Annotated in this window: 11 protein-coding genes; 4 read left to right on the top strand and 7 right to left on the bottom strand. The window is 67.7% G+C overall.

Annotated features, from left to right (window positions below; all coding sequences use genetic code 11):
* Positions 1 to 66 precede the first annotated feature (66 nt).
* On the bottom strand, positions 67 to 501 hold the full coding sequence (locus PSEWESI4_RS17410) for a hypothetical protein (RefSeq protein WP_187672480.1): 435 nt from the start codon (positions 499 to 501) through the stop codon (positions 67 to 69).
* A gap of 297 nt (positions 502 to 798) precedes the next feature.
* Between PSEWESI4_RS17410 and argF the strand changes: the two genes are divergently transcribed.
* Positions 799 to 1719 carry an ornithine carbamoyltransferase gene (argF, locus tag PSEWESI4_RS17405; protein WP_187672479.1) on the top strand — a complete coding sequence of 307 codons (921 nt, stop codon included), beginning with the start codon at positions 799 to 801 and terminating at the stop codon, positions 1717 to 1719.
* A complete protein-coding gene (locus PSEWESI4_RS17400; RefSeq protein ID WP_187672478.1) occupies positions 1716 to 2828 on the top strand; it encodes an ABC transporter ATP-binding protein in 1113 nt (370 codons plus the stop codon). The genes argF and PSEWESI4_RS17400 overlap by 4 nt, the downstream gene beginning before the upstream one ends.
* Positions 2829 to 2884: 56 nt before the next feature.
* Here the strand turns inward: PSEWESI4_RS17400 and PSEWESI4_RS17395 are convergent, their stop codons facing one another.
* From PSEWESI4_RS17395 to ybaK, 5 genes are all read right to left on the bottom strand, one after another.
* The gene (locus PSEWESI4_RS17395) at positions 2885 to 3958 is read right to left on the bottom strand and encodes a GGDEF domain-containing protein (RefSeq protein WP_187672477.1); all 1074 of its coding nucleotides are present in this window, start codon (positions 3956 to 3958) and stop codon (positions 2885 to 2887) included.
* A 276-nt stretch (positions 3959 to 4234) separates the two neighbouring features.
* Positions 4235 to 5017, bottom strand: coding sequence for a PhzF family phenazine biosynthesis protein (locus PSEWESI4_RS17390; protein WP_187672476.1), 783 nt, complete (start codon positions 5015 to 5017; stop codon positions 4235 to 4237).
* A 92-nt stretch (positions 5018 to 5109) separates the two neighbouring features.
* Positions 5110 to 5880: a substrate-binding periplasmic protein gene (locus PSEWESI4_RS17385; protein WP_187672475.1), complete on the bottom strand. Its 771-nt coding sequence runs from the start codon at positions 5878 to 5880 to the stop codon at positions 5110 to 5112.
* Between the two features lie 35 nt (positions 5881 to 5915).
* The gene (glpK, locus tag PSEWESI4_RS17380) at positions 5916 to 7403 is read right to left on the bottom strand and encodes a glycerol kinase GlpK (protein WP_187672474.1); all 1488 of its coding nucleotides are present in this window, start codon (positions 7401 to 7403) and stop codon (positions 5916 to 5918) included.
* A gap of 102 nt (positions 7404 to 7505) precedes the next feature.
* Positions 7506 to 7976, bottom strand: a complete 471-nt coding sequence (gene ybaK, locus PSEWESI4_RS17375; protein WP_187672473.1) for a Cys-tRNA(Pro) deacylase — start codon at positions 7974 to 7976, stop codon at positions 7506 to 7508.
* 97 nt (positions 7977 to 8073) lie between these two features.
* Here ybaK and PSEWESI4_RS17370 point away from each other — a divergent pair, with 97 nt between their 5' ends.
* Together PSEWESI4_RS17370 and glpD are read left to right on the top strand one after the other, a co-directional pair.
* The gene (locus PSEWESI4_RS17370) at positions 8074 to 8832 is read left to right on the top strand and encodes a DeoR/GlpR family DNA-binding transcription regulator (RefSeq protein ID WP_187672472.1); all 759 of its coding nucleotides are present in this window, start codon (positions 8074 to 8076) and stop codon (positions 8830 to 8832) included.
* 185 nt (positions 8833 to 9017) lie between these two features.
* Positions 9018 to 10559, top strand: a complete 1542-nt coding sequence (gene glpD, locus PSEWESI4_RS17365; RefSeq protein WP_187672471.1) for a glycerol-3-phosphate dehydrogenase — start codon at positions 9018 to 9020, stop codon at positions 10557 to 10559.
* 96 nt (positions 10560 to 10655) lie between these two features.
* On the opposite strand, the gene PSEWESI4_RS17360 is transcribed toward glpD, so the two are convergent.
* Positions 10656 to 13058 (bottom strand): phosphoketolase family protein, encoded by a 2403-nt coding sequence (locus PSEWESI4_RS17360; RefSeq protein WP_187672470.1) that lies wholly within the window; start codon positions 13056 to 13058, stop codon positions 10656 to 10658.
* Positions 13059 to 13129: the final 71 nt, after the last annotated feature.

Raw genomic sequence — 13129 nt, 5'->3', positions numbered from 1 at the left:
CCCCATCAGGGAGAAGGATTGTAGGAGAGTGGGCCGGCAGGGATCGCCTGGCCGGCCCGGCGAGCATCAACGGATGCTGCTGATGCTGCCCTTGTTGCCGGTTACCTTTACTTCAACCTGCTTGAAGACGAAGTAGTCGTTGACGGTCACTTCGTAACGCGGCGCGACGATCAGGTCGGCGCCGGAGCTCTTCACCGCCTTGAACGCGGCAGCGGCCTTGGCGCTGGATACCGGGTCGAAGACAGCCAGTGCGGAACCGCTGTCGCCACCATAGGTCACGCCATCGGCGAACTGGCTGTCGCCGCCCAGCTTGAGGAAGCCGAACAGGATGTTGACGTTGGACTGGCCGCTGATCGCTTCACCCACCTTCACATCGGCAGTCAGGTCTGCCTTCACCTCGCCGGCTACCGGAGCCGTCGGCTGGTTGATGTTGTAGCTGGTGCAACCACTGGCAGTAGCGACAACCGCTGCCAGTGCGGCAGCCCCCCAAAACTTCTTCATGGACATACTCCTGTATGGATTTGATAGCCGCTCCTCCGAGCGGCAGCGAGAAGCTACAGGCATCCTCCAGCGAGTTCCCTAAGACAAACCTGAAAAGTCCCCACGAACATTTCCTGACGAAATGTCCCCTCCGGCATTCCAGGCAGAATTTGCTCCAATGCGATACTTCCTTATAAGATCGCGCCTTTCCCGAATTTCCGCTCCATGCGGTCCCGCCGCAGGTTCAGTCCGTTTTTTCTCGCGAAAGCCGGCCAGTACCTCGGCCCGATACTGAAAATAAGTCGTAGGTACTGAACCATGAGCGCAAGACACTTCCTCTCGCTAATGGACTGCACGCCCCAGGAGCTGAATGGCCTGATCCGGCGCGGCGTCGAGCTGAAGGACCTGCGCAACCGAGGGGTGCTCTACGAGCCGCTGAAGAACCGCGTGCTGGGGATGATCTTCGAGAAGGCCTCGACCCGCACCCGGTTGTCCTTCGAGGCCGGCATGATCCAGCTCGGCGGCCAGGCCATCTTCCTGTCGCCGCGCGACACCCAGCTCGGCCGCGGCGAGCCGATCGGCGACTGCGCCATCGTCATGTCGCGCATGCTCGACGCGGTGATGATCCGCACCTTCGCCCACAGCACCCTCACCGAGTTCGCCGCGCATTCGCAGGTGCCGGTGATCAACGGCCTGTCGGACGACCTGCATCCCTGCCAGTTGCTCGCCGACATGCAGACCTACCTCGAACAGCGCGGCAGCATCCAGGGCAAGACCGCCGCCTGGATCGGCGACGGCAACAACATGTGCAACAGCTACATAGAAGCCGCCATCCAGTTCGACTTCCACCTGCGCGTCGCCTGCCCGGAGGGCTACGAGCCCAGCGCCGAACTGCTCGCCCAGGCCGGCGACCGTGTGACCCTGCTGCGCGACCCGCGCGAAGCCGTGCAGGGCGCCCACCTGGTGAGCACCGACGTGTGGGCCTCCATGGGCCAGGAAGACGAGGCCGCCGAACGTCTCGCGCTGTTCCGTCCCTACCAGGTGAACCGCGCCCTGCTCGACCAGGCCGCCGAGGACGTGATCTTCCTGCATTGCCTGCCCGCCCACCGTGGCGAGGAAATCAGCGAGGACCTGCTCGACGACCCGCGCTCGCGGGCCTGGGACCAGGCGGAGAACCGCCTGCACGCACAGAAGGCGCTGCTCGAAATGCTCGTCGAACCGGCCTACCACCACGCATGAGCGAACTCCTGCTGAGCCTGCGCGACCTGGCCTGCGGCTACGGTCGGCACCAGATCGTCCAGCAGCTCAACCTGCATCTCAACGCTGGCGACATCGGCTGCCTGCTCGGCCCGTCCGGCTGCGGCAAGACCACCACCCTGCGCGCCATCGCCGGTTTCGAGCCGGTGCACGAAGGCGAGATCCAACTGGGCGACGAAGTGATCTCCCGCGCCGGCTTCACCCTGGCGCCGGAGAAGCGGCGGATCGGCATGGTGTTCCAGGACTATGCGCTGTTCCCGCACCTGACGGTGGCCGACAACATCGCCTTCGGCATCCGCCAGCACCCGGAGCGCAAGCGCATCACTGGCGAACTGCTGGAGCTGGTCAAGCTCGGCACACTGGCCCGCCGCTACCCCCACGAGCTGTCCGGCGGCCAGCAGCAGCGCGTCGCGCTGGCCCGCGCGCTGGCACCGCAGCCGCAACTGCTGCTGCTCGACGAACCCTTCTCCAACCTCGATGGCGAGCTGCGCCGGCGTCTCAGCCATGAGGTTCGCGACATTCTCAAGATGCGCGGCACCAGCGCCATCCTGGTCACCCACGACCAGGAGGAAGCCTTCGCCGTCAGCGACCATGTCGGGGTGTTCAAGGATGGTCACCTGGAGCAGTGGGACACACCCTACAACCTCTACCACGAGCCGCTGACGCCCTTCGTCGCCAGCTTCATCGGCCAGGGCTACTTCATCCGTGGCCAGTTGCTCAGTCCCGAGGCGGTACAGACAGAGCTTGGGCCGATTCGCGGCAACCGCGCCTACACCTGGCCGACCGGCAGCGCCGTGGATGTGCTGCTGCGCCCGGACGACATCGTGCATGCCCCGGACAGCGCCCTGCAGGCCCTGATCGTCGGCAAGACCTTCCTCGGCGCGGCGACGCTCTATCGCCTGCAATTGCCGACCGGCACCCAGTTGGAATCGATCTTCCCCAGCCACGTCGACTACCCGACGGGTGCCCACGTCGGCATCCGCATCGCCGCCGACCACCTGGTGGTGTTCCCCGCCCAGGGCAGCATCGCCGCGCAGCTCAAGCTTGGCGAATCCGGCGTCCGCCGCTACCAGGACGCTTCCGCCAGCTAATCCGCCGGGAACGAGCCCCCAGGGCCGGCCGCTCCCGCGCGAAACGCACCTCCCGCCTATTGCATCTCCACCCGATCGCGCCCCTTGGCCTTGGCCTGGTACAGCGCGGCATCGGCGCGTTGCAGGGTTTCCTCCCAGGGTTCCTCGACACGATAGGCGCTGATGCCCACCGACAGGGTCAGGCGCAGGTCCGGAAAGCCTTCCCAGGCCGTTTCACGCAGGGTCTGGCGCAGGCGTTCGACCATCAGTTCGGCACCGGCGCTGTCGGTGCGCGAGAGCAACAGCAGGAACTCTTCTCCGCCAAGCCGGGCGACGAAGTCCACATCGCGCACCACCTGCCGGAACAACTGGGCGACCTGCCGCAGCACTTCGTCGCCGCCGGCGTGGCCGAAGCGGTCGTTGACCGCCTTGAAGAGGTCCAGGTTGACCAGGCAGACCACGAAGTCGTACTGGCCGCGATCGGCCAACGCCTTCTGCTGGGCCAGCAGCTCCTTGGCGAAACGACGGTTGTACAGCCCGGTCAGTTCGTCGGTGATCGCCAGGTGCTGGACACGCTCGACCGCCTGGTGCAGGTCGCGGTTGCGCTGCTGCAAGGTGGTGCGCAGGTTGCTCATCTCCAGGCCGAGCATCGACACCCCGACGATGAGGGTGAAGAACACCAGGGCCTGGATCAGCTCGACCCGTGGCTCGATGGGGGCGCCGCGCCGGTACAGGGCGAACATCAGCAGCGCGTAGCACAACACCACGAACAGGCCGATGCGGAGATAGCCGCTGAAGCGCAGGTGGAAGGCGCCGAACATCAGCACCACCAGCGCCATCATCAGGAACAGCGGACGCAGGGTATCGACGAAATAGGCGCTGACGAACACCACGGCGATCGCCCAGCACATCTGCGCCTGGGTCATGCTCGGGTCGTGGAAGCGCAGGTTGAGGTTGAGCCAGATGGCCAGCATGAACAGCACGCCGAGGACCATCACCACGAAGGTCAGCACCGCCATGCCGCCCAGGCTGATGGACATGAAGCCGGCCCAGAAGGCCAGCCAGCAGAGCACGAGATGCAGAAGCGAAGCGGTATAGGCCAGCAGCGTACGACGCAGGCGCAGCAGTTGGTCGCGGGTGGGGGCCGTCATCGGTAACCCTTGTATAGCTGTCGGAGCGAACTGCGGGGCAGTATAGCCAGCCTCGTCCGGCTTCAGGGCGAGTCGATGTCCATGCGGGGCTTCCTGGGGCACGCCTGGCGGAAAGGGGCCGGTGTCGTTGTCTGGCTCCGCCCCTCTCCCCAACCCTCTCCCATGAATGGGAGAGGGGGCTGTCCGTGCCGGCTTCGAGGTCCGTGCTTCACGCAGACAGGCAGTCGGCAATGTTCCACTGGCTCCCCGGATTTCATCCCGGCTACGGCGCTCGGTCTAGAGCCAGAGCGTCCCGCTGGCAATCCTCCGGGCATGGCCGGCAATCTTCACCCGCTCGCCTTCCAGCCGGCAATGCAGCTCCCCGCCGCGCGCCGAACACTGGTAGGCGCTCAGTTCAGCCTTGTCGAGCCGCGCGGCCCAATAGGGGATCAGGCTGCAATGGGTGGAGCCGGTCACCGGGTCCTCGTCGATGCCGATGCCCGGCGCGAAATAGCGCGACACGAAGTCATGGCGCTCACCCGGCGCGGTGACGATCATCCCCAGCCAGGGCAGCCGCGCCACGCTGGGAAGGTCCGGCTGGCAAGCGCGCACGCGCTGCTCGTCGGCCAGCACCACCATCAGTTCCTTGCCGGTATCCAGCACTTCCAGGGGCGTCTCGCCGAGCGCCTGGATGAGCGCCTCGCTGGCGGCGATGGGGCGTGGCGGCAGGCTGGGGAAGTCGAGCACCAGCCGGCCGTCCGCGCGGGTCACGCTCAAGGCGCCGGACTGGCAGGTGAAGTCGAGTCGTTCGCCCGGCTCGGCGTACTGTTCGAACAACACATGGGCACTGGCCAGGGTGGCATGGCCGCAGAGCGGCACCTCGCTGGTCGGGGTGAACCAGCGGATGTGCCAGGCGGCGCCCTCCCTCACCAGGAAGGCGGTTTCCGCCAGGTTGTGCTCGGCGGCGATACGCTGCATCAGCGCTTCGTCCAGCCAGGCGTCTAGGCGATAGACCATCGCCGGGTTGCCGCTGAACGACTGCTGGGTGAAGGCGTCGATCTGATGGAATTCGAGTGGCATGGCGCGGCTCGCTACGGGGGAGGAAGACAGCGAGTATGCCGGGGCGGAACCGGAGGCGCCCGCTACAGTTGCCCTGCAACAGTTGGCCGGACCTACGGTTCCTCGCTGACTCCATAGCTGGCCAGCAGCGCCTTGAGCCGGCCGTCCTGGCGATAGCGCCGCAGTCCCGCCTCGAACAGCGCCAGGTAGCGCGGGCTGCTCTCCAGCGCCGGCGAGAAGGCCAGGTAGATCGGCACGTCGGGCACCCGGCAGCCGACCTGCTGGAGCTCCATGTCCGGCGCCTGGCCGATCAGTTGGTTGGCCATCACCCAACTGTTCTCCAGGGTGGCATCGACGCGCCCGTGGAGGACCTTGGCGATGTTGATCGCCAGCGCCTGGTCGCCGGAAGCGATCTGCACCCGCGAGGCGTCGTGCTCGTGGCGCTGGATGTAGTCGTTCAGCGCCTCGCCGTAGCTGTAGCCGTTGATCACACCGAGGCTGACCTCGTCCAGCGAGGCCAGGCCCCGGTAACGCCAGCCGTTGTCCGGGTGGACATAGAAACACATGCGCGAGATGCCCGGCGCGCTGGCGCTGAACAGGAAGTCCGGGGCATCGTCCCGGCCAGCGCCGATCACCGCGTTGGCGCGGCCCTGGCGCACCGCGTGGATCGCGCGTGCCCAGTTCACCGTCTGGTATTCGACCTGGATGCCGGACTCGGCGAAGATCTGCCGCGCCAGCTCGACGAAGATGCCCGGCCTGGTCGCGTCGGTCGCGCAGTTGATCGGGCACCAGACATCGCCGGTGATCACCAGGGTTTCGCTCCGGGCCGGCAGTGTCAGCGCTCCCAGCAGACACAGTAACGCCAGTCGCTGACCAAGTCGCACCGCTCCCTGTCCTTTGGTCAATTCCGATCTCCCGTTCAAGCGCCGCTGCGTACCCTTTGCACCGCGTCCAACCAACCAGCGTAGAGCTTCTCGCGATGTTCCTCGGCCATCTTCGGGATGAAACGCTGCTGGCGGTGCCAGTGGCTGGCGATCTGCGCCAGGTCGGCGTACAGCCCGAGTCGCAGGCCGGCCAGGTAGGCGACGCCGAGCGCGGTGGTCTCGGTGACTTCCGGGCGCTCCACCGGCACGCCGAGGATGTCGGCCAGGAACTGCATCACCCAGTTGTTCTCCACCATGCCGCCGTCGACGCGCAATGCGCTGGGCGCGGCGGCGCCGTCCTGGCGCATCGCTTCGAGCAGGTCGCGGGTCTGGTAGCAGACCGATTGCAGGCCGGCGGTGACGATTTCCTTGATGCCGGTGTCGCGGGTCAGGCCGAAGATCGCCCCGCGCGCCCTGGGGTCCCAGTACGGCGCGCCCAGGCCGGTGAACGCCGGCACCAGGTAGACACCGCAGGCATCGCCGGTCTGCACGGCCAGCGCCTCGCTGTCGCGCGCGTGGCTGATCAGCTTGACGCCGTCGCGCAGCCACTGCACCGCCGCCCCGGCGACGAAGATGCTGCCTTCCACAGCGTAGGTGACTTCGCCGCCCAACCGGTAGCCGACCGTGGTCAGCAGGCGATTCTTCGAGGCCACCGGCTGGCTGCCGGTGTTCTGGATCATGAAGCAGCCGGTGCCGTAGGTGCTCTTGACCATGCCCGGCTGGAAGCAGGCCTGGCCGATCAGCGCGGCCTGCTGGTCGCCGGCCATGCCCAGCACCGGGATGGCGGCGCCGAGCAGGTCGGGCCGGGTGACGCCGAAATCGGCGGCGCAGTCGAGCACCTCGGGCAGCAGGCTGCGCGGGATGTCGAACAGCGCCAGCAGGTCGTCGTCCCATTGCTGGGTGTGGATGTTGAACAGCAGGGTTCGCGAGGCGTTGGTGGCGTCGGTGCGATGCGCCTGGCCGCCGGTCAGGCGCCAGAGCAGGAAGCTGTCCACCGTGCCGAAACGCAGCTCGCCGCGCTCGGCGCGCTCCCGGGCGCCGGGCACGTTGTGGAGAATCCAGCGCAGCTTGGTGGCGGAAAAGTAGGGATCGATCAGCAGGCCGGTCCTGGCCGCGACGTCCGCCTCATGGCCGGCGGCCTTGAGTTCGGCGCAGTAGTCGGCGGTGCGGCGGTCCTGCCAGACGATGGCCGGATGGATCGGCGCGCCGGTGCGCGCATCCCACACCAGGGTGGTCTCGCGCTGGTTGGTGATGCCGATGGCGGCGATCTCGGCGGCCTCCAGGCCACTCTGCTCGATGGCCTCGCGGCAGACCTTGAGGGTGGTCAGCCAGATTTCCTCGCCGTCGTGCTCGACCCAGCCATCCCTGGGGAAATACTGCTTGAACTCCTGCTGGGCGCGCGCCACCGGCAGGCCCTGGGCGCTGAACACGATGGCACGGGAACTGGTGGTGCCCTGGTCGATGGCAAGCAGGTATAGGCTCATACGATGTCCTTGTTCTCATGGCCCTGTCCCGCCGCGACCGGTGGGTCAGGTTTGCAAGACGACAGCCGGAAGCATTTTCTTAAACGAACGATCGGAATCCGCTCAAGCCCGGCCGATAGGCGCGAAGCTGGCCTGGGTATGCCTGGCCAGGGTGTCCGCGCTCAACTCCACCTCCAGCCCGCGCCGGCCGGCGCTGACATGGATGGTCGGGTGCTGCCGCGCCGACTCGTCGATGAAGGTGCGCAGGCGCTTCTTCTGCCCCAGCGGGCTGATGCCGCCGACCAGGTAGCCGGTGGAGCGCTGGGCGGCCTGCGGATCGGCCATGTCGGCCTTCTTCACCCCGGCGGCGTGGGCCAGGGCCTTGAGGTCGAGGCTGCCGGCCACCGGCACGACGGCGACCAGCAACTCGCCCTTCTCGCTGGCGGCCAGCAGCGTCTTGAATACCCGCGCCGGCTCCAGGCCGAGCTTTTCCGCTGCCTCCAGGCCATAGGAGGGCGTCTTGGGATCGTGGCTGTAGCTGTGTACCGCGTAGTCAGCCTTGGCTTTCTTCAACAGGTCGATGGCGGGTGTCATGTTCGATTGTGAAAACAATGGCGGCAGGATTGAACTACCTTAGCCGTAAATCCATAGCGACGACAGCCTATAATCCCGGCCAAAACAGGACCTCCGCATGACCCTGGCGCCCCGGCAGCAACGCATCCTCGAACTCGCCCGCGAACGCGGCTACGTCAGCATCGACGAGTTGGCCCAGGCCTTCGCCGTCACCCCGCAGACCATCCGCCGCGACATCAACCAACTGGCCGAACGCGACCTGCTGCGCCGTACCCACGGCGGCGCGGCATGCGAGGCATCGAGTATCCACAACACCGCCTACGCCATGCGCGCCGGGCAGATGCGCGAGGAAAAGCAGCGCATCGCCGAAGCCATCGCCGCGCAGATTCCCGACCACGCCTCGCTGTTCATCAGCATCGGCACCACCACCGAGGCCATCGCCCGCGCGCTGCTGGGCCACCGGGGGCTGAAGGTGATCACCAACAACCTGCACGTCGCCGCGCAGCTCAGCGCCAAGGCCGATTTCGAGGTGCTGGTGGCCGGCGGAACGGTGCGCGACGACGGCGGCGTGGTCGGCCAGGCGGCGGTGGACTTCATCCAGCAGTTCAAGGTCGATTTCGCGCTGATCGGCATCAGCGGCATCGACGAGGACGGCAGCCTGCTGGACTTCGACTACCAGGAAGTGCGGGTTTCCCAGGCGATCATCCACAACGCCCGGCAGGTGCTGCTGGCCGCCGACTCCAGCAAGTTCGGCCGCAACGCCGTGGTGCGCCTGGGCGCCATCGACCTGGTCGACCAGTTGTTCACCGACAGCCCGCCGCCCGCCCCTCTCGTCCGTTTGCTGAGCGAGTGGAAGGTGCAGGTGCATCTGGTCTGACACACGAACCTGGCCCGCAGGGTGGGCCGGGCGGCGATCCGTTTCAGCCCACCAGACAAGGTCAGCTCCGCTTGGTGGGCTGAAGCCCACCGGTGGAGTTGATCGGGCTGGTCAATACGGTTTTGCTGGCCTAGTATTTTCGGAAACGAAAATCGAAAATTCACTTTCGCCAGTCGAGGTTCGTGATGCCGAACGCTCATTCCCCCAGCGCACCGCTTGCCGAGGTCTACGACCTGGCGGTGATCGGCGGCGGCATCAACGGCGTGGGGATCGCCGCCGATGCGGCCGGACGCGGGCTGTCGGTGTTCCTTTGCGAACAGGACGACCTCGCCCGGCACACCTCCTCGGCGAGCAGCAAGCTGGTCCACGGCGGCCTGCGCTACCTCGAACACCACGAATTCCGCCTGGTGCGCGAGTCGCTGGCCGAGCGCGAGGTGCTGCTGGCCAAGGCGCCACACATCGTCCGCCCGCTGCGCTTCGTGCTGCCCCATCGTCCGCACCTGCGTCCGGCCTGGATGATCCGCGCCGGCCTGTTCCTCTACGATCACCTCGGCAAGCGCGAGAAGCTGCCCGCCTCGCGCGCGCTGCGCTTCGGCGCCGGCAGCCCGCTCAAGGCGGAGATCGAGCGCGGTTTCGAATATTCCGACTGCGCGGTGGACGACGCCCGCCTGGTGGTGCTCAACGCCATGGCCGCCCGCGAGCACGGCGCGCACATCCATCCCCGCACCCGCTGCGTCAGCGCGCGGCGCCGCAAGGGGCTCTGGCACATCCACCTGGAACGCGCCGACGGCAGCCTCTACTCGATCCGCTCGCGGGTGCTGGTCAACGCCGCCGGACCCTGGGTCGCGCGGCTGCTCGAGGATGGCCTGAAACAACCCTCGCCCTACGCCATCCGCCTGATCCAGGGCAGCCACATCGTGGTGCCGCGCCTGCACGACGGCGACCAGGCCTACATCCTGCAGAACGAGGACCGGCGCATCGTCTTCGTCATTCCCTACCAGGGGCGCTTCAGCCTGATCGGCACCACCGACCGCGAATACCACGGGGATCCGGCCCAGGTGCGGATCAGCGACGAAGAGATCGACTACCTGCTGCGGGTGGTCAACGCGCACTTCAAGCGGCCCGTCGAGCGCGCCGACATCCTCTACAGCTTCGCCGGGGTGCGCCCGCTGTGCGACGACGAGTCGGCCGATCCCTCGGCGGTGACCCGCGACTACACCCTGGCGCTGGCCGGCGCGCCCGGCGAAGCGCCGCTGCTGTCGGTGTTCGGCGGCAAGCTGACCACCTACCGCAAGCTGGCCGAAGCGGCGCTGGCGCAACTGGCACCCAACTTCCCGAAAATGCGCCCGGCCTGGACCGCGACCGCGCCGCTGCCCGGCGGCGAACAGCTCGTCGATCCCGCCAGCCTGGCGGACAGCCTCTGCCAGCGCCACGGCTGGCTGGAGCACGGCCTGGCCCTGCGCTGGGCGCATGCCTACGGCAGCCGCTGCTGGCGCCTGCTGGACGGCGTGCGCGGGCAGGAAGACCTCGGCGAACACCTGGGCGGCAGCCTGTACGCACGCGAGGTGGATTACCTGTGCCGCGAGGAATGGGCGCAGGAGGCCGAGGACATCCTCTGGCGGCGCAGCAAGCTGGGACTGTTCCTCGGCCCCAACCAGCAGGCGCGGCTACGCCATTACCTGGCCAGCGACGCCCGGCCGAAGCTGCATGGGATGGATGCGGCGTAGGGTGGGAACATCCCGTTCATCCATCCAAAGCCGGTGGATGTAAGAAGCGACATCCACCCTACGACGAGCCGCGTAGGGTGGGCTTCAGCCCACCACTCAGCGCAGCACCAGCGGATCGCCCTTCCCGGCCACGGCAGCGGATTCGTCCTCGGTGAGCAGGCTGTCGAGCGGTACTTCCAGCAGTTGCGCGCAGGCGGCCAGGACGTGGGCCCAGGTGGCCGCGTTGGCGAACAGCATTCCGGCCTCATCGAACGTCCCACCCCGGTTGCGGTAGCCGAGCACCGCGCTGCGGCGGGCGTCGGGGAGGATCGGCCAGAGGTGGCCACGGGCGACTTCCGGGCGCATGTGGGTCAGCAGCACACGCCGCGCGTCGACCGGGAACAGCGCCTCGCGCAGCGCCGCGTCGGCGGTGGCTTCCGCTTCCCAGCGGTCGCGCGGCTCGCGGAAGCGGCCCGGCTCCTGCAAGTAGACCAATCGGTAGGCGTACCCTGCCACGGCCAGGCGTTCGGCGGCGCGGCGCATCTCCTGCAACTGGTAGCTGCCGTTGGCGATCAGCAGCAGCGGATCGGCGCCCTCGACCTCCTCGACCAGAATCGCACCGTCGCGCGCCAGGCTTTCGGCCCGCTCCCGGTCGAACACCGCCGGGCGCTCGCGCTTGGGCGCCACCACGCAGGACAGTTGGCCGCGCGCCCGGTAGATCGCCGGCAGCAACGCCAGCAGGCTGTTGTGGTCGGCGGGGAACAGCACGCGAACCACGTCGTTCGCCTCGCCGAGCAGCGCTTCGCAGAAAGTGGTGTCCTGATGCGATTGCTGGTTCTTGCCGTTCTCCCAGGTGTGCGAGGTGGCCACCAGCGGCCAGCCGAGCCAGCCGGCCGGGCGCCCGACCTCCTTCTGCTGGCGGGCGAAGATCAGCGTCTGGCGCATCGCGCCGAGCATCTTCACGCAGAACGCCTCGTAGCTGGCCACCAGGTTCAGCCCCGCCTGGTTGGCCAGGCAGGCGGACACCACCGCTTCCTCGTTGAGCGCGGTGATCACCCGTCCATCCACCGCCTCCAGATCGCTTTCCGGCTCGCTGACCCGGTGCCTGAGCGCCTTGAGCACGCCGCCCAGGCGGTTGCTGGCCAGTTCGTCGGGGTTGCCGACCCGCGCGCGCAGGCCGGGGTTGGCAGCCACCAGGTCGACGAAGAAACGGTCCAGCGCGGCCATCGGCGAACAAGCCTCATCACGCCAGTGCAGCTCCGGCAGGAGCGGTTCGACGGGATGCCGGTTGGCCAGCGGATTGTCGCGCTCGGGGAGCAGGTCGGCGCGTTGGCGGGCGAACAGGCCGAGCGCGGCGTCCAGCTCGTCCGGGGCCACCCAGAGCTGTGCGGCGGACTGGTTGAAGTGCCCCCGCGCCGTCTCGTCGTCGTATGGGCTGCCCGGCAGCGGCAGGTTGTGCGCGGCGTTGCTGCCGGCGCCATGGAAGCCATACCCCTTGACCGTCTCGGCGATGCCGTAGGGGATCGGCAACGGATAGGCGAGGATGCCGCTGTCCTTCTCGTGCACCCGGCGCGCCAGGCGCTGCTCCATTTCCCACAAGGTGCAGACGAAGGCGGCAGGGTCGCGGCCGTCGAAGCTGATCGGGTCGAAGCCGCAGCGACGCAGGTGCTGCTTGAAGCCTTCCAGCCCCTCCAGGGTGCCCAGTTCGGTGCGCTGCTCGATGCGCCGGCCGTTGGCGATCATCACCGGCAACGCCGTGCCGCAGTCCTCGGCGCGCCACCAGCGCGGTATCCAGTCGCTGCCGCGCTGCTCCTCGGCGGCGCCGTCGGACAGGAAGGCCACCAGCGTCTCGCCCGGCAGCGGCAGGTGGGCGTACTGCAATTCGGCGAAGCCCAGGTAGCCGCCTTCGGCGATGCCGCCGGCGGTGTGCGGGTTGACGTGGCTGCCCAGCGGCACGCCGGGACGGCCGTCGGCGGCCTGGGCGTAGCTGTAGAAATCGCCGCACAGGCGGCTCAGCCCCGCCTCGTCGAGGCTGTAGCGCTCCGCCTGTTCCGGCTGCAGGTTGCCGACCAGCAGGTTGAGCGCCTCGATCGCCGCCACGCAATGCCCCTGCCCCATCAGCCAGCCGCGGGTCTGTCCGGTCAGGGAGTTCAGCGCCAGGTAGCCGGCATAGGCCGGCACCATGTTCAGCGCGCCGCCGGTATGCCCCTCGGGCACCGGCTTGAAGTCCTCGCGCTCCAGCGGCGCGCCGTCCAGGCGAACGCGGCGGGCATAGGTCATGTGCGCCACCAGCCACAGGCCGGTGGCGGTCAGGTGGTCGAGGGCATGGAACAGTTCATAGACGCTGCGCAGGTCCGGCTGCAAGCCGGCCTGGACCAGTTGATGGGCGATGCGGAACACGCCAGCCTGGGTTTCGGCGCTGTGCTGGAGTGGTCCGTGGCCGCTACGCCAGGCGGCGAAGGCCGGCTCGCTCCGGGCGTGATCGTCGAGTTCGGCGAGGCTGGGCAGGATCTGGTGCATGGCGGGCTCCCTCTAATGGTGCCAACCAGTCTAGGCGGCAGGTCTGCCCAGGTACTGACTTGTATCAAGTC

The sequence above is a fragment of the Zestomonas carbonaria genome (assembly GCF_904061905.1).
GTDB lineage: Bacteria > Pseudomonadota > Gammaproteobacteria > Pseudomonadales > Pseudomonadaceae > Aquipseudomonas > Aquipseudomonas carbonaria.
The sequence above is the reverse complement of the archived record's forward strand: the minus strand, read 5'-3'. Positions and strand labels throughout refer to the sequence as shown.